The organism is Streptomyces sp. NPDC048392, from assembly GCF_043200575.1.
Taxonomy (GTDB): Bacteria; Actinomycetota; Actinomycetes; order Streptomycetales; family Streptomycetaceae; genus Streptomyces.
In genome coordinates this window covers 208,921-226,003 of record NZ_JBICYB010000007.1, presented here as the reverse complement: position 1 = coordinate 226,003, position 17,083 = coordinate 208,921, and the positions used below count along the sequence as shown (strand labels likewise).

The 17,083-nt window shown below is 72.3% G+C and carries 12 protein-coding genes; 10 read left to right on the top strand and 2 right to left on the bottom strand.

From position 1 onward, the window contains the following. The first annotated feature begins 363 nt into the window (after window positions 1–363). From panD to ACGFYH_RS13650, 3 genes are read left to right on the top strand one after another with little or no spacing between them, the layout of a single operon-like run. Entirely contained in the window at window positions 364–783 is a 420-nt protein-coding gene (gene panD / locus ACGFYH_RS13660) for an aspartate 1-decarboxylase (protein ID WP_393803315.1), read from the top strand. A 33-nt stretch (window positions 784–816) separates the two neighbouring features. Beyond that, the gene (locus tag ACGFYH_RS13655; protein WP_393803314.1) at window positions 817–1,161 is read left to right on the top strand and encodes a GNAT family N-acetyltransferase; all 345 of its coding nucleotides are present in this window, start codon (window positions 817–819) and stop codon (window positions 1,159–1,161) included. Window positions 1,162–1,207: 46 nt separating this feature from the next. After that, entirely contained in the window at window positions 1,208–1,897 is a 690-nt protein-coding gene (locus tag ACGFYH_RS13650; RefSeq protein WP_393803313.1) for an aspartate/glutamate racemase family protein, read from the top strand. Window positions 1,898–2,467: 570 nt separating this feature from the next. Here ACGFYH_RS13650 and gndA read toward each other — a convergent pair. After that, entirely contained in the window at window positions 2,468–3,907 is a 1,440-nt protein-coding gene (gndA, locus tag ACGFYH_RS13645; protein ID WP_393803312.1) for an NADP-dependent phosphogluconate dehydrogenase, read from the bottom strand. 344 nt (window positions 3,908–4,251) lie between these two features. Here gndA and ACGFYH_RS13640 point away from each other — a divergent pair, with 344 nt between their 5' ends. Continuing rightward, entirely contained in the window at window positions 4,252–5,607 is a 1,356-nt protein-coding gene (locus ACGFYH_RS13640; protein WP_393803311.1) for a transglycosylase family protein, read from the top strand. Here the strand turns inward: ACGFYH_RS13640 and ACGFYH_RS13635 are convergent. Then, window positions 5,597–6,823, bottom strand: coding sequence for a DMT family transporter (locus tag ACGFYH_RS13635; protein WP_393803310.1), 1,227 nt, complete (start codon window positions 6,821–6,823; stop codon window positions 5,597–5,599). The two genes, ACGFYH_RS13640 and ACGFYH_RS13635, sit on opposite strands and share 11 nt — an antisense overlap. A 227-nt stretch (window positions 6,824–7,050) precedes the next feature. On the opposite strand from ACGFYH_RS13635, the gene ACGFYH_RS13630 reads away from it, so the two are divergent. The 6 genes from ACGFYH_RS13630 (at window position 7,051) to ACGFYH_RS13605 (ending at window position 17,008) form a co-directional block, all read left to right on the top strand. Beyond that, on the top strand, window positions 7,051–7,833 hold the full coding sequence (locus ACGFYH_RS13630; RefSeq protein WP_393803309.1) for a (2Fe-2S)-binding protein: 783 nt from the start codon (window positions 7,051–7,053) through the stop codon (window positions 7,831–7,833). 37 nt (window positions 7,834–7,870) lie between these two features. After that, window positions 7,871–9,043, top strand: coding sequence for a glycogen synthase (glgA, locus tag ACGFYH_RS13625; protein ID WP_393803308.1), 1,173 nt, complete (start codon window positions 7,871–7,873; stop codon window positions 9,041–9,043). 49 nt (window positions 9,044–9,092) lie between these two features. After that, entirely contained in the window at window positions 9,093–10,313 is a 1,221-nt protein-coding gene (glgC, locus tag ACGFYH_RS13620; RefSeq protein WP_393803307.1) for a glucose-1-phosphate adenylyltransferase, read from the top strand. Between the two features lie 176 nt (window positions 10,314–10,489). Next, window positions 10,490–13,108, top strand: coding sequence for a PA14 domain-containing protein (locus tag ACGFYH_RS13615; RefSeq protein ID WP_393803306.1), 2,619 nt, complete (start codon window positions 10,490–10,492; stop codon window positions 13,106–13,108). A 53-nt stretch (window positions 13,109–13,161) separates the two neighbouring features. Continuing rightward, on the top strand, window positions 13,162–15,480 hold the full coding sequence (locus ACGFYH_RS13610; RefSeq protein ID WP_393803305.1) for a GH92 family glycosyl hydrolase: 2,319 nt from the start codon (window positions 13,162–13,164) through the stop codon (window positions 15,478–15,480). Between the two features lie 187 nt (window positions 15,481–15,667). Beyond that, window positions 15,668–17,008 carry a wax ester/triacylglycerol synthase family O-acyltransferase gene (locus ACGFYH_RS13605; RefSeq protein ID WP_393803304.1) on the top strand — a complete coding sequence of 447 codons (1,341 nt, stop codon included), beginning with the start codon at window positions 15,668–15,670 and terminating at the stop codon, window positions 17,006–17,008. Window positions 17,009–17,083 lie beyond the last annotated feature (75 nt).

The following is a 17,083-nucleotide window of genomic DNA, read 5'->3' as shown; positions in this document are numbered from 1 at the left end:
GCGCCTGCTCCTTTGGGCGGGATACGAGGGGCCTGGGCCGGCGGACCCTTGGAGGCGCGTGGTCCGACTTGCGGCCGAGCGCCTTCGCTCCTGACTGCCGTCCAGACGTCCGCGTGACGGTGGTCACGGACGCCCTTCGGGGGTGCTGCGTAGGCTTGGGTCGTCGCCATGATGGGGTCCGCGAGAGAGGGCGAAGTCCTCCCTCTGTCACCTGACGAGGCGTCAGAGAAGTCAGCAAGTGGTCAGCATGAGTCCTGAAAAACCCGGGGAAAGCTGCCCGAACATGCGACTCGTTGTAGGGTGTCGAAACAGCCCTTGACCTGCAAAAACGCAGGCAGGGAGCCTACTTGTGGGAGTGCCCCGATGTTGCGTACAATGTTCAAGTCCAAGATCCACCGCGCCACCGTGACCCAGGCCGACCTGCACTACGTCGGTTCCGTGACCATCGATGCCGATCTGCTGGACGCCGCCGATCTGCTGCCCGGTGAGCTGGTGCACATCGTGGACGTCACCAACGGCGCCCGGCTGGAGACGTACGTCATCGAAGGCGAGCGGGGTTCCGGCGTGATCGGGATCAACGGGGCGGCTGCCCATCTGGTCCACCCCGGTGACCTGGTGATTCTCATCAGCTACGCCCAGTTCACCGACGCCGAGGCACGGTCGCTGCGGCCCCGGGTCGTGCACGTGGACGGCGACAATCGTATCGTCGCCCTGGGTGCCGACGCGTCCGAGCCGGTACCGGGCTCGGACCAGGAACGCAGCCCTCAGGCCGTGTCCGCCTGACCCACCGATCCTGCGGGAACGAGGAGCGTGGCCGTGACTGACATCGAGATCCGTGACGACCGGGCGGCCGGCCGGCTGGAGGCGGTCGCGGCCGGAGAGGTCGTCGGCCGCGCCGAGTACTTCTTCCTCGACGCTCCCGAGCGGGCCCTCGTCCCCGTCCACACGATCGTCGAGCCGGCCCACGAGGGCCAGGGCATCGCCGGTTCCCTGACCCGTGAGCTGTACGACCTCGCGCGGCGGGAGGGTGCCCCGGTCGCCCCGCTGTGCCCGTACGTCGTGAAGTGGGCCGAGCGCCACCCGGACGAGGCGCCCGCGGCCGATCCGGAGCTGCTGCGCGCGGCGAAGGAGTGGCTCGTGGCCCATCCCGGGCTGTTCTGAGCGTGGGGAACGAAGAGACCTCCTGGGAACGGGAACGGGAACGGGCGTGCTGGCGCTGGTGCACACCTCGCCCGTTCACGTGCCGGTCTTCGAGGCGCTGCGTGACGAGGCACATCCCGGCCTGGAACTGCGGCATCACGTCGATACCGGGCTCCTGGAGTGGGCGCGGCGTGAAGGACCCGAGGCGGTGACCGACGCCGTCGCGGCGGTGCTGAGGCAGGCGGTCGCGGAAGGGGCGCACGCCGTACTGTGCACCTGCTCGACCGTCGGGGGCGTCGCCGAGGCGGCCGCCGCCCGGGTCGGAGTGCCGGTGCTGCGCGTCGACCGGCCGATGGCCGCCGCCGCGGTGGCCGCCGGTCCGCGCGTCCTCGTCCTCGCCGCCCTGGAGAGCCCGCTCGCTCCGACGGTGGCACTGATCGAGGAGGAGGCGCGGCGCGCGGACCGTCCCGTGGAGGTGCGGCCCCGGCGGGTGGACGGCGCGTGGCGGCGGTTCGAAGCCGGTGACACCGTGGGCTACCTGCGACGGGTGACCGAGGTGGCCGACTCCGTGACCGGCGCGGACGCGATCGTCCTGGCCCGGGCCTCCATGGCGCCGCCCAGGCAGTCTACGAGGGCCCGGGTCCCCGTGCTGGCCAGCCCCGCTCCGGGGCTGGCCGCGGGGGCGGCGGCGGCGGGGGCGGCGGCGGTGGCGCTGCGCCTGGGCCACCTGGGCCCGCAGGTTCATGCGGGGGAGTGAGTGGGGGAGGCGGCCGTCGGGTAGGCGGGGGACAAGTCCAGAGCCGACGTCGACCGATGGCCGGAGGACAGCGCCATGACGAACCCCTATCCGGATCCCGTTCCACCCGGGCCCACACCGGGACCCGCACCCGGTCCGGACCCGGAGCCGGTGTCGCCACCGGCTCCCGGCCCACAGCCGGCCCCTCCGCCTCCGCCCCCGGGCCCCGGTCCGGAACCCACACCGCAGCCTCCGGGACCCGGCCCGCAGCCGACCCCTCCGCCGCCCGGTCCCGGCCCGCAGCCACCGCCCGAGCCTCCCGGTCCTCCCGGGCCCGCGCCGTCACCGATCCCGCCGGGGCCCGAGCCCGTGCCCAACCCTGAACCGGGACCACCGCTCACCTGAGCCACGGCCTGCCTGAGCCACGGGGCCCGCCCGGGGGACGGGCCCGCCCGAACGAGGAACGTGCGTGGAGGGCAGAGGGAGGCGGAGGGCGCATCCCGCCGACAGCCGCCCGCCGCCTCCGCCGGCCTCACCGCTCCGCCGGCCTCACCGCTCCGGCGACCCCATCACCCCCCCGAAGGTCCCGGACTACGCGGTCACCTCCGACCGGTCGCCGCCCCACAGCGTGTGGAACGCGCCGTCCCGGTCCGTCCTGCGGTACGTGTGCGCCCCGAAGTAGTCCCGCTGTCCCTGGGTCAGCGCGGCCGGGAGCCGCTCGGCGCGCAGGGCGTCGTAGTAGGCGAGGGCGGCGGCGAAGCCCGGCGTCGGTACGCCCTGCCGGGTCGCGGCGACCAGGACCTCGCGCCAGTCGTCCTGCGCGGCGGCGATCTCCTGGGCGAAGGTCTCGTCCGACAGCAGGCTCGGCAGGTCCGGGCGGGCGTCGTACGCGGCGCGGATGCGGTCCAGGAAGGCCGCGCGGATGATGCAGCCGCCGCGCCAGATCGAGGAGACCGCGCCCAGGTCGATGTCCCAGCCGTACTCCTCACTGCCCGCGGCGATCTCGTGGAAGCCCTGCGTGTACGACACGATCTTCGACGCGTACAGCGCCTGCTCGACGCGGTCGGCGAAGTCGGCCGCCTCCGACTCGCCGAGCGGCGACGCCTTCGGGCCCGTCAGTCCCCGCGAGGCGTCGCGCAGCGCCGCGTGCCCGGACAGGGAACGGGCGAAGACGGCCTCCGCGATACCCGACACCGGCACGCCCAGGTCGAGGGCGATCTGCACCGTCCAGCGGCCCGTGCCCTTCTGCTCCGCCTGGTCGACCACCACGTCCACGAACGGCTTGCCCGTCGCCGCGTCCACGTGCGACAGCACCTCCGCCGTGATCTCGATCAGGTACGAGTCCAGGCGGCCGGTGTTCCAGGTGCGGAAGATCTCGGCGATCTGCGCGGGGGAGTATCCGGCCACGTCGCGCAGCAACTGGTACGCCTCGCCGATCAGCTGCATGTCGGCGTACTCGATGCCGTTGTGCACCATCTTCACGAAGTGTCCGGCGCCGTCGGGACCCACGTGCGTCACACAGGGTGCCCCGTCCGCCGCCTTGGCCGAGATCTTCTCCAGCATCGGACCGAGTGACTCGTACGACTCCTTCGAGCCGCCCGGCATGATGCTCGGGCCGTGCAGCGCGCCCTCCTCTCCGCCGGAGATGCCGGTGCCGACGAAGTGGATGCCCTGCTCGCGCAGTTCGCGTTCCCGGCGCCGGGTGTCCGCGAAGTGCGCGTTGCCCCCGTCGATGATCATGTCTCCGGACTCGAGCAGCGGGGCGAACTCCCGGATCACCGCGTCGGTCGGGTCACCGGCCTTCACCATGATCACCAGGCGTCGCGGGCGCTCCAGTGCCGCCACGAACTCCTTGGCGGTCCCGGTCGCGACGAAGTCCCCCTCGCTGCCGAACTCTGCCACCAGTGCGTCCGTGCGCGACGCGGTCCGGTTGTGCACCGCGACGGTGTAGCCGTTGCGGGCGAAGTTGCGGGCGAGGTTGCGGCCCATGACCGCGAGACCCGTGACGCCGATCTGCGCTGTAGTGCTCATTGGGTTGGCTCCTAGTGGCCTTGGTGTCTGTCGTGCCCTGTGACTGTGGTGCCTTGTATTGACTGTGGTGCCTTGTATCCGTATCGCCGGTGCCGGTCCCGCCAGTATTGCCGGTTTCGCCCTTCGGCCATGCTGACGTGCCGGTACGCCGGTCACACTTTTCGCTTCGCCGCACTCCGGTACGGGCGGACGGTGCCGGGTGCCTCAGCGGGCGGCGTACATCGGGCCGACGGCCGCCCGTTCCCGGCCACCAGGCATGCCCAACCGGCCGGTTGCCGTCTTGTCATGGCCTGTTCGCGGCGCTTACTTTTGCCCCTCCTGACGCAATGTCGAGGGGGACCTCCATGGCCGTACGCGGCCGGCACCGCCGGTATCAGCCGAACAGGATCAACCGCGCCTCGCTGACCGTCACCGCGGGGGGAGCGGGCCTGGCCCTGCCACTCATCGGTACCGGCACGGCGCACGCGGCCGACGTGGCGACCTGGGACAAGGTCGCCACCTGCGAGTCCACCGGCGACTGGGACATCAACACCGGCAACGGCTACTACGGCGGGCTGCAGTTCACCCGGTCCACCTGGGAGGCGTTCGGCGGCACCCGGTACGCGCCGCGTGCCGACCTGGCCACCAAGGACCAGCAGATCGTCGTCGCCGAGCAGGTGCTCGACGGGCAGGGCCCCGGAGCCTGGCCCGTGTGCTCGCAGCGGGCCGGACTGACCCGGGGTGGCGACACACCCGACATCCGGCCGGCCGGGGGAGCGGGACGCGAGAAGACGCGCGAGAAGTCCACCGACAAGCCTGCTGACGGGCCCGCACGCGAGTCCGCGCAGCAGTCCGGCTCGGTGAAGGACGTCCAGCCCCAGACCACACCGCAGTCCCGGGCGGGCAGGGCCCGGATGTACACGGTGGTCACCGGCGACACACTCTCCGGCATCGCCGACGCCCACCGGGTCCGTGGCGGCTGGCAGCGCCTGTACGAGGCCAACCGCGGCGCGATCGGCTCCGACCCCGACCTGATCCTGCCCGGCCAGCACCTGGCTATGCGCGGCGAGGGAGCCACCACGGCGTCCGGCACCGGGTCGAGCACGACCCAGCCGCGGCAGGAGCGACAGAAACAGGACACCCGGCAGAAGGAACCCGAGCAGCACAAGAAGCCGGAGCAGCACAAGAAGCCCGAGCAGCACAAGGAGCAGGAGCGGCAGCACGAGGAGCAGGAGCGGCAGAAGGCGCCGAAGAAGTCGTCCCCCGACAGCGGCAGGGCCAAGGCCGGTGCCAAGTCCGGCAAGGCGACCACCCGCCAAGCCGTCGTGGCCCCCGTCGACGCCGGGACCGGCACGCCGTACCACCAGGCGGGCTCCTCCTGGTCGAAGGGCTACCACACCGGTGTCGACTTCCCCGTCCCCACCGGCACCTCCGTCAAGTCCGTCTCGGCCGGCCGGGTCGTCAGCGCGGGCTGGGGCGGCTCGTACGGCTACCAGGTGGTGGTCCGGCACGGCGACGGCCGCTACTCCCAGTACGCGCACCTCTCGGCGATCTCCGTCAAGGCCGGCCAGCAAGTGGGTGTCGGTCAGCGCCTCGGCCGCTCCGGCTCCACGGGCAACGTCACGGGCCCGCATCTGCACTTCGAGGTGCGGACGGGGCCCGGCTTCGGTTCGGACGTCGACCCGGTGGCGTATCTGCGGGCCGGCGGAGTCAGGATCTGATCCGGACCCGTCGACGGCCGAGCATGGGCGGCGGGACGAACGGACCGCCGTAGAAGGGGCCGTAGGAGAGCGTCGTGTCGTCGCTCTCCGCCGGTGTCCGGGCGTCGTACGCCTCCTCGGCCGGGGCGGGGCCCGGAACCGGCGGCGCCACCGGGGAGGGCACGAAGATTCTGCTGCCGGACAGCCGGCGCACCGGAGCCGCCGCGGCGCCGCGCTGCCCCCGTTTCCCCCCGCCCCGGACCAGCGCCTCCCCGGCCGGCAGGGCCACCGGAGCCGCCCCGACGGGCACCAGCCCGGCCGGCGTCGCGACGGCTGCCTCCTCGGCCGCCCCGGCCGCCGGAAGGGCCACGGCGTCCGCCGCGCGAGGCGTGGCCGCGCCGGTGCCCTCCCGCGCGATCCGCTCCGTCGTCAGGAGGATCAGACCGCCGGCGGCCACCACACCGCAGCTCAGCGCGAGCGCGGTGCCGGTCGTGCCGTGGCGGAACGTCTCGCCGAACATCGTGATGCCGACCACGGCGGCCACCACCGGGTTCACGACCGTCAGTGTGGCCAGCGGCGCCGCGAGACCGGCGCCCCGGTAGGAGGCCTGCGACAGCACCATGCCGGCCGTGGCGAGTACGCCGATCACGGCCAGCGACGGCAGGTCGGCGGCGGACACCCCGCCGGTCCAGTCGACCGCCACCGTCTTGGTGAAGACCGAGGACATGCCGAAGGCTATGCCGGACGCGGTCGCCAGCAGGATGCTGCGGACCGCCGGGTGCCGGTGCGCGGCCCGGCCGGCGATCATCAGTCCCACGATCACACCCCCGGTGACCAGCGCCGCCCCGACCCGCTGCGCCGTGTCCAGGGACTGTGCGTCGGACGCGCCGACCAGGGACAGCAGACCGGCGAGACCGACCGTCGCCATCAGCGCGCCCCGCCAGGCCGTGGCACCGGCCTTGCGGCCCACGAAGAACGCCGCCATGGGCAGCGCGAACACGATGGTGAGCGCTCCCAGCGGCTGCACCAGACTCAGCGGACCGAGGGCCAGGGCGACGACGTGCAGCAGACCGCCGAGGCCGTTGAGCCCGACCGCCGCCCACCAGGCGGGCCGGCGCAGCGGAGCGTACTGAACACCCGGGGACGACGACGCGACCTGCTCCTGCACGATCGCTCCGCCCGCGTACGCCACGGCGGAGACGAGCGACAGCAGCACGGACAACGCGAGGGCGCTCATCGGCTGCTCCTCTGCGTGAGGCGGGGGCTGTGGGCCCGGCGCGGCGAACGGTCGTCATCCATGGACAACACGATGCCGTCTCAGGGTCTTCCCGTCGTCGTCCCTGAGCATTCTTCGAGTCCTACTACCGATGGAGTACGACGGCGCCGCCGTCCTCCCCAGGGTGGGCGATTTCCGGCTCCGACCCCTGGCCCGGCCCCTCAGGGGCCTTGATACTACTGCTCTCCGTGGATCTCGACCCCGCCCTCGCCTCGCTCCGCCCGCTCGGCGGCTTCTTCGTCCTGCACGGCGCGCGGCCGTCGCCGCCCCGGTCGCCCGCCGCCTTCGCACCCCTCGCGCACGCCTACGCGTCCCCGTACGCGCACACGGCGCCGGACGTTCAAGTCCCGGCCGGGCAGGACCCGCTGGGCTTCCGCGTCCGGAAGGTCGCCGCCGCGCTCGGTGCCGCCGAGACCCGCGTCGCCGCCTCAGTGGCCCAGCAGGGGCTCGCGGCCCGTCTGTGGTCGGTGACGCTGGCCTGCGCCGCCCTCTACGGCCGTGTCCCCGACCTCGACCCGGGCCTGCTGCGCTGGGACCCCGACGCCACCGCCCCCGACGACCTGTGGCTCGGCGAGGTGCGCACACTGACGGACGACACCGAGACCGCCGCGGACGTCGTGCTCACCGCCCACCTGGCGCCCCTGACCGCGGCCGTGCACACCCGGTACGGCGTCGCGACCGGCCTGCTGTGGGGCAACGCGGCCTCCGCCCTGGCCGGTGCCGGCCGGGAACTGGACCGCTGGGCCCGCCGCGACGGCCGCGAGGAAACCGCCGCCCGCGTCCGGACGCTGACCGCCTCCCTGCTCGCCCACCCGCTGCTGGCCGGCACCGGTGCCCTCGCCGGCACCTCCTTCCGGCGTCGCAGCTGCTGCCTCTACTACCGGGTACCGGGTGGCGGGGTCTGCGGCGACTGCTGCTTCTCCCGGCCGCCGGGGCCCCCGCGCTCTTCCCCAGGCGCCCCGTGTGGGTGACCATGAGAGAACCAGCCACGGAGACGGGAGGTACCGGGTGCGCGTGGGACTGCTGACCCGTGAGTTCCCGCCGGACGTGTACGGCGGGGCCGGTGTGCACGTCGAGTTCCTCGCCCGGGAGCTCGCCCGCCTCGTCGACCTGGACGTGCACTGCTGGGGCGAGGGCCGTGCCGACGGCGTGCTGCGGCACCGCCCCTGGTCCGCGCTCGACGGAGCCAACGACGCGCTGCGCACCTTCTCCGTGGACCTCGCCATGACCGCCGGCCTGGAGGACCGCGAACTGGTCCACTCCCACACCTGGTACGCCAACCTCGGCGGCCATCTCGCCAAGCTCCTGCACGGCGTCCCGCACGTGCTGACCGCCCACTCCCTGGAGCCCCTGCGCCCCTGGAAGGCCGAACAGCTCGGGGGCGGCTACGCGCTGTCGAGCTGGGCCGAGCGCACCGCGGTCGAGGCGGCCGACGCGGTGATCGCCGTGTCCGGCGCCATGCGCGAGGACATCCTCGGCTGCTACCCGGCCATCGAAGCCTCCCGGGTCCACGTCGTGCACAACGGCATCGACACCGGGCTCTACCGGCCCGACCACGGCACCGGGGCGCTGGACCGGATCGGTCTGGACCGCTCCCGCCCGTACGTCCTGTTCGTCGGCCGCATCACCCGTCAGAAGGGCGTGCCTCACCTGCTGCGCGCCGTACGGGACATCGACCCGGCCGCGCAGGTCGTGCTGTGCGCGGGAGCCCCGGACACGCCCGAGATCGACCGGGAGTTCCGCGCCCTCTTCGCCGAGCTGAGCCGCGCCCGTGAGGGAGTGCACTGGATCCCGCGCATGCTGCCGCGCCCGGAGGTGATCCAGCTCCTGACCCACGCCGCCGTCTTCGTCTGCCCCTCCGTGTACGAGCCCCTCGGCATCGTCAACCTGGAGGCGATGGCCTGCGGCACCCCCGTGGTGGCATCCCGGGTCGGCGGCATCCCCGAGGTCGTGGCCGACGGCGAAACGGGGGTACTCGTGACCAGAGACGGTGGAGGCGGTGACGGGGACGACGAGTTCGAGGCGGGCCTGACGCGCGCACTGGACTCCGTTCTCGGCGACCCGCGGGCCGCCCGGCGGATGGGAGAGGCGGGCCGGGAGCGCGCGGTGGAGGAGTTCGGCTGGGACGCGGTCGCGCGCCGCACGGTCCGGCTCTACGAGGAGATCGTCAAGCAGGCCTGAACGCCGCCCCGCACCGGGGCGGCCGAGGACGAGGGTGAGGGGAGCGGCCATGCGTCGTGGAGGTCCTTCGGTGCTCGGCATCGTGCTGGCGGGCGGAGAGGGCAAACGCCTGATGCCCCTGACCGCGGACCGAGCCAAACCCGCGGTCACCTTCGGCGGCACCTACCGGCTCGTCGACTTCGTGCTGTCCAACCTGGTCAACGGCGACATCCTGCGGATCTGCGTCCTCACCCAGTACAAGTCGCACTCCCTGGACCGGCACATCACCACCACCTGGCGGATGTCCAGCCTGCTCGGCAACTACGTCACGCCCGTCCCCGCCCAGCAGCGTCTCGGCCCGCGCTGGTACCTGGGCAGTGCCGACGCGATCCTGCAGTCCCTGAACCTGGTCTACGACGAACAGCCCGAGTACGTAGCGGTCTTCGGCGCCGACCACGTGTACCGGATGGACCCGCGCCAGATGCTCGCCGAGCACGTCGAGTCCGGCGCGGGCGTCACCGTCGCCGGGATACGCGTCCCGCGCGCCGAGTCGCCGTCCTTCGGTGTGATCACGCCGGGCTCGGACGGGCAGACCGTCACCGGCTTCCTGGAGAAGCCCGCCGACCCTCCCGGTCTCGCCGACGACCCCGGATGCGTCTTCGCCTCGATGGGCAACTACGTCTTCACCACCAAGGCTCTCATCGAGGCCCTGCACCGGGACGCCGAGGACGAGGAGTCCGTGCACGACATGGGCGGCTCGATCCTGCCCCAGCTCACCGACCGGGGCGAGGCAGCGCTGTACGACTTCAGTGCCAACCACGTGCCGGGGGAGACCACCCGGGACCAGGGCTACTGGCGGGACGTGGGCACGCTGGACGCCTACTACGAAGCGCACATGGACCTGATCGCCGAGCGGCCCGCCTTCAACCTCTACAACCGGGACTGGCCGATCTACACCCACACCGCCCAGCTCTCACCCGCCCGCTTCAACGCCGGCGGCATCGCCAGCGAGTCGATCATCAGCGCGGGCTGTCTGATCCGGGGGCAGGTCACCCGGTCCGTGCTCTCGCCGGGCGTGGTGGTCGACCCCGGGGCGGTGGTGCAGGGCTCGGTGCTCCACGACAACGTGCGCATCGGCCGGGGCGCGGTGGTGCGCGGGGCGGTACTGGACAAGAACGTGGACGTGCCGCCGGGCGCGACGATCGGCGTCAACCCGCAGCGGGACGCCGAGTTGTACACCGTCTCCAAGGGAGGCGTGATCGCGCTGGGCAAGGGGCAGCGGGTCCCCTGACGGACAGGCGACGGCCCCGGGCCGCGTGAGGTGCGCGTTGCGCCCGGGGCGTTGTCATGTCCCTGGACGTCAAGCGGAATCCGTGTTGTCATGCCTCTGCACATCCGCCGTTACATCGATGTATGACATCGATGTCCTGAGCCATCAGCCACCACCCGTTCCCGAGGAGAGGGTCAGTGCGCACCAAACGACTCAGAGACAGACTCGCGCTGCTGCTCGCCGCCGCACTCGGCGTCGCGGGACTCGCCGCCGTCCCGGCCGCGAACGCGGCCGACGACAACGACAGCGGGGAGATCCACGGCCTGAAGGGCGAGTACTACACCCAGTCCGCCCCCGGCGCCTTCGACTTCCACGAACTCAAGGCGACCGGCTTCGACCCGCAGGTCGACTTCAACACCCTGGAGCCGCGACTCGCCTTCGCCACCGGACAGTCGGACGACGTGAACGTCCGCTGGACCGGCGAGCTGGTACCGGAGAAGACCGGCGCCCACACCTTCTCGGTCATCGGCGACAACGGCTTCCGCCTCTGGGTCGGAGGACAGCTCGCCATCGACCACTGGGTCGACGACTGGGACCGCGAACAGACCGCCCAGCCCGTCGAGCTGACGGCCGGTCAGTCCTACGACATCAAGCTGGAGTACTTCGAGCACTACGGAGGCTCCAACCTCCACCTGCGCTGGACGGAGCCCGGCGGCAGCAAGGAGGCGATCCCGCAGTCGGCCTTCCGTCTGCCCGACGGCTACGACTACGACGGCGCGACGGCGACCACGGTCCAGCCCAGCGGCCGCACCCTCAGGCTCGACTTCGCGAGCCCCCTCGCCGCGGCCCCGGCCGGCCTCACCGACCACCTCGAAGCGGTGATCGGCGGCGCCAAGTGGCCCCTGGGCGAGACCGAGGTCGACCCCGCCGACCCGAGCGCCCTGCTCGTCGCCCTCGACGAACCCGTCGTCGGCAACAAGAACGGCGACGCGCCCGGCACCGCCGACGTCCGCTACGACGGGCAAGGCGGCCTCACCGACGCCGAAGGCAACGTTGTCAACGCCTTCTGGAGCAGCGGCGGCAACGAGTCCACCTACCAGCTGCGCACCGACTGGGCCGACGAGGTGGGCCCGGACAACGCCCTGCCGGAGTACCCGCGCCCGCAGCTGACGCGTGACGACTGGCTGAACCTCAACGGCCGCTGGCAGTTCGCCGCCGCCGAGGCCGGCGAGCAGCCGCCGGTCGGCAGGAACCTGGGGGAGCGCATCCTGGTCCCGTACCCGGTGGAGTCCCAGCTCTCCGGTCTGCAGCGGCACGAGGACCGCATGTGGTACCGCCGTACCTTCACGGTGCCGCGCGACTGGCACATCGGCTCCGGCAGGCGGCTGAAGCTCAACTTCGGCGCCGTCGACTGGCAGTCCGAGGTGTACGTCAACGGCACGAAGGTCGCCGACCACAAGGGCGGTTACGACAAGTTCGGCGCCGACATCACCGACGCCCTCAAGCCGGGCCGCACCCAGGAGCTGATCGTCGGCGTCTACGACCCGACCGACGCGGCGAACGGCGAGAACCCGCCGCTCGGCAAGCAGCGCCTGGACCCGAGCGGCATCTGGTACACGCCCAGCTCCGGCATCTGGCAGACGGTCTGGATGGAGCCGGTCGCCCGGGACCACGCCGACTCCCTCAAGCTCACCCCGCACGTCGACGGGGCGGCGAGCACCCTGACCGTCGAGCCGAAGGGCGTGCGCGACGGTGTACGGATCAGGGCCACGGCGTACGCCGGGCACCGCAAGGTCGCCACGGTGAGTGGACGCACCGGCGAGCCGCTGACCCTGAAGATCCGCGACCCGCACCTGTGGTCGCCGCACGACCCGTTCCTGTACGACCTGAAGGTCACCGTCGGACACGACCGCGTCGAGAGCTACTTCGGGATGCGCTCCATCGCCGTCGAGAAGGTCGACGGCGTGCCGCGCACCATGCTCAACGGTGCGCCCGTCTTCATGATGGCCACCCTCGACCAGGGCTTCTGGCCGGACGGACTGCACACCGCCCCCACCGACGAGGCCCTCGCGTACGACCTCAGGCTGCACAAGCAGCTCGGCTTCAACTCGGTGCGCAAGCACATCAAGGTCGAGCCCGACCGCTGGTTCTACTGGGCCGACAGGCTGGGCCTGATGGTGTGGCAGGACATGCCCGCGATGACCGCCGGGAAGAACCCGTCCACCGCCGCCCGCGCCGAGTACGAGCGCGAGATGAAGGAGATGATCGACGAACACATCAGCCACCCGTCGATCATCATGTGGGTGACCTTCAACGAGGGCTGGGGCCAGTACGACGTCGGCCGCGTCGCCGCGCAGGCCAAGGCCTGGGACCCGAGCCGCCTGGTCAACAACATGTCCGGCCTGAACCTCGGGGCCGACGGCGGCGCCGGCGACATCATGGACGAGCACGGCTATCCGAGCCCCGCCCTGCCGCCCTCCCCGGACGGCGAACGCGCCCTGGTCACCGGCGAGTACGGCGGCCTCGGCCTCGCGGTGCCCGGCCACGCCTGGTCCGTGCAGCAGTCGTACGTCGACGTCGACCCCCAGACGTACACGGACGGCTACCTCACCAAGCTCGACGAGGTGCGCGCCCTGGTCTGCCGGGGCAGCAACGGCGCGGTCTACACCCAGATCTCGGACGTCGAGGGCGAGCTGAACGGCCTGACGACCTACGACCGCAAGGTCCTCAAGCCGGACGCCGGCCGGGTGAAGGCCGCCCAGGAGGCGCTCATCCACGACGCGTCCCAGCCCACCCCGGCGGGATGCACCGGCTGACCACCCGTACGAGGAACCGCACGACACAGCAGACCTTCCGGAGGTCACCGCACATGAGAGGCACCCGGCGTCTGCGCCTGTGCGTGGCCGGGGTGGTGGCAGCGTCCGCGCTGCTCACCGCCCCGGCGGCGCAGGCCGCCCCGACGACCGCCCAGCACCTGACCGGCTTCGTGAACCCCTTCATCGGGACGGAGAACGAGGGCAACACCTACCCCGGCGCGGCCGTGCCCTTCGGCATGGTGCAGTTCTCGCCGGACACCGGCCACAACACCGGCTACGACCACTCCGACACCCACATCCGCGGCTTCTCCCTGGTCCACCTCTCCGGGGTCGGCTGCGGCCTCGGCGGCGACCTGCCGGTGCTGCCGACCACTGGCGACGTCACCGAGACGGACTACGCGAAGTACGCCGCCTCCTTCAGCCACGACGACGAGGAGGCGAGCCCCGGCTACTACCGGGTCGGCCTCGGCTCCGGCATCGACGCGGAACTGACCGCCACCGCACGCACCGGAGTGCAGCGCTACACCTTCCCGGCCACCGACAAGGCCAACGTCCTGCTCAACGCGGGCCAGTCGCTGCACCGCGGCCTCGGCACCCAGGTCGAGGTCCTCGACAGCCGCACCGTGCGCACCGCGATCACCGGCAGCGGCTTCTGCCAGGACACCGAGCCCTACACCGTCTACACGATCACCCGCTTCGACCGGCCCTTCGCCTCCTACGGCACCTGGGACGACGGCACGGTGACCGCGGGCGCGAAGACCGGCGGCGACGGCGCCTACGTCCGCTTCGACACCACCGAGGACCGCACCGTCGAGGCCACCACCGCCCTGTCCTACGTGGACGCGCGCGGCGCCGCGCTCAACCTCCGCGCAGAGGGCGGGCACTCCTTCGACTCCGTGCGCCACGGCGCACAGCGCACCTGGGAGCGGCGGCTGGACGACATCCGGGTCCGGGGCGGCGACGACACCCTGCGCCGGACCTTCTACTCGTCCCTGTACCGGTCGTTCCTCGCGCCCAACGTCGGCAGCGACGTCGACGGCCGCTACACCGGCTGGGACCAGGAGGTCCACCGGGCCAAGGGCTTCACGTACTACCAGAACTGGTCCCTGTGGGACACCTACCGCACCCAGTCCCAGCTCCTCGCCCTGCTCGCGCCCCGCGAGGCCCGCGACATGGCGATCTCCGTCATCAAGATCGACGAGGAGAGCGGCTGGCTGCCCAAGTGGGGCTACGGCACCGTCGAGACCAACATCATGACGGGTGACCCCGTGACGCCCTTCCTCACCAACGCCTACCAGCAGGGCCTGCTGCACGGCTGGGAGGAGCGGGCCTACCGGGCGCTGCGGAAGAACGCCGACGGGGTTCCGCCCGCCGACTCGCCGGCCGTCGGCCGGGAGGCCAACCGCGAGTACCTCGCCGACGGCTTCGCCCCCTACGTCAAGGGCCGCCCGCACGCCAAGCCCGGCGACTCCGACTACGACCACGGCGCCTCCGCCACCCTGGAGTACGCCCTGTCCGACGCCATGCTCTCCCGCATGGCCCGCGACCTCGGCCACGACCGGGACGCGAAACGGTACGCCGAACGCGCCCAGAGCTACCGCAACGTCTTCGACCCCTCGACCGGCTTCTTCCGCGCCCGCGACGCGGAGGGCGCTTTCACCGGACCGGCCGACCCGGCGCAGAGCGAGGGCTTCCACGAGGGCACGTCCTGGCAGTACCAGTGGCTGGTGCCGCAGGACCTGCCCGGCATGATCGACCTCATCGGCGGCACCGGGGCCGCGAACGACCGGCTGGACTCCTTCTTCGCCTACGACCAGCTCCTGGAGGACCCGGCGAAGACGGCCCGCGAGGTATGGGTGAACGGCCCGTACGACTACTACAACGCCGACAAGTACAACCCGCAGAACGAACCCGACCTCATCGCCCCGTACACCTACCTGTCGACCGGGCAGCCCTGGAAGACGACCGACGTGGTGCACGCGGCGCTCACCCTGTTCACGGACACGCCGACCGGCATGACCGGCAACGACGACCTCGGGACCATGTCCGCCTGGAACGTGCTGTCCTCGATCGGGATCTTCCCGATCCAGCCGGGACACGACACCTGGGGCCTGTCCACGCCGGTCTTCGACCGCGTCGACCTCACCCTCGACCGCCGCTACTACCCGCGCGGCGCACTCACGGTCTCGGCGCCGGGCACCACGGACACCGACCGGTACATCCAGTCGGCCCGTACCGACGGCTCGGCCTACGCCCGCACCTGGCTGACGACCGACGCCCTGCGTTCCGTCCGGTCGCTCACGTTCACGGTCGGCCCGCAGCCGTCCGGGTGGGGTACCGCGGCAGAGGCGGTACCGCCGCCGCTGACGTGAGCTGACGTGAGCACAGACGCCCCATGAGCGACAGCAGTCCCGCCCCTACCGAAAGGGGCGGGACTTCGATCTCTTGTTAACTGTGCGTAGCCTGATCATACTTGACCGTAATCGGCGGAAGGCGATTGACTGCTTGTCCATCCGTCGCCCACGCGTCGTCCCTGCGTCGTCCTTGCGAGGCAAGCCCGTGACTCCCGATCCGCTCGCTCCCCTCGACCTGGCGTTCTGGAACATCGAGTCCCCCGAGCACCCCATGCACCTGGGCGCGCTCGGTGTGTTCGAGGCCGGCTCGCCCACCGCGGGTGCCCACGCGGCGGACCTCCTCGCGGCCCGTGCCCCCGCGGTGCCCGGACTGCGGATGCGGATCCGGGACACCTGGCAGCCGCCGCTGGCCCTGCGCCGGCCGTTCGCGTTCGGGGGCGCCACCCGCGAGCCCGACCCCCGCTTCGACCCGCTCGACCACGTGCGGCTGCACGCCCCGACCACGGACTTCCACGCCCGGGCCGGACGCCTCATGGAACGCCCCCTCGATCGCGGGCGGCCGCCGTGGGAGGCGCACGTGCTGCCGGGCGCGGACGGCGGGTCCTTCGCCGTGCTGTTCAAGTTCCACCACGCCCTGGCCGACGGCCTGCGCGCCCTGACCCTCGCCGCCGGGATCCTCGACCCGATGGACCTGCCCGCGCCCCGGCCCCGCCCCGAGCAGCCGCCACGCGGACTCCTGCCGGACGTACGCACCCTGCCGGACAGGCTGCGCGGTGCCCTCTCCGACGCGGGCCGCGCCCTGGACATCGGGGCCGCCGCGGCGCTGTCCACCCTCGACGTGCGCTCCTCGGCCGCGCTCACCGCCCGGTCCTCCGGGACCCGCCGGATCGCGGGCGTGGCCGTCGACCTCGACGACGTGCACCACGTCCGCAAGACCACCGGCGGCACCGTCAACGACGTACTCATCGCGGTCGTCGCCGGCGCCCTGCGCCGCTGGCTGGACGAGCGCGGCGACGGCAGCGAGGGCGTCGCGCCCCGGGCGCTGATCCCCGTCTCCAAGCGCCGCCCGCGCACCGCCCAGCCACCGGGCAACCGGCTCTCCGGGTACCTGATGAGGCTTCCGGTCGGCGATCCCGACCCGCTCTCCCGCCTCGGCGCCGTCCGCTGCGCCATGGACCGCAACAAGGACGCCGGGCCCGGCCGCGGCGCCGGTGCCGTGGCGCTGCTCGCCGACCACGTGCCGGCGCTGGGCCACCGGCTCGGCGGGCCGCTGGTCTCCGGGGCCGCCCGGCTCTGGTTCGACATCCTGGTCACCAGCGTCCCCCTGCCGAGCCTCGGGCTGCGGCTCGGCGGACACCCGCTCACCCAGGTCTATCCGCTGGCGCCGCTGGCCCGCGGCCACTCCCTGGCGGTGGCCGTCTCGACGTACCGCGGACAGGTCCACTACGGCCTGGTCGCCGACGCGAAGGCGGTGCCGGACCTTGATCGGCTCGCCCTGGCCCTGTCCGACGAGGTGGAGACATTGCTCACCGCCTGCCGTCCCTGAGGCGGACGGGTTTGGCTCCGTGCCCCGGCGCTGAATAAAATCCGCTGTTCGAAAGCGGACGCGTCTCGGAGCGCC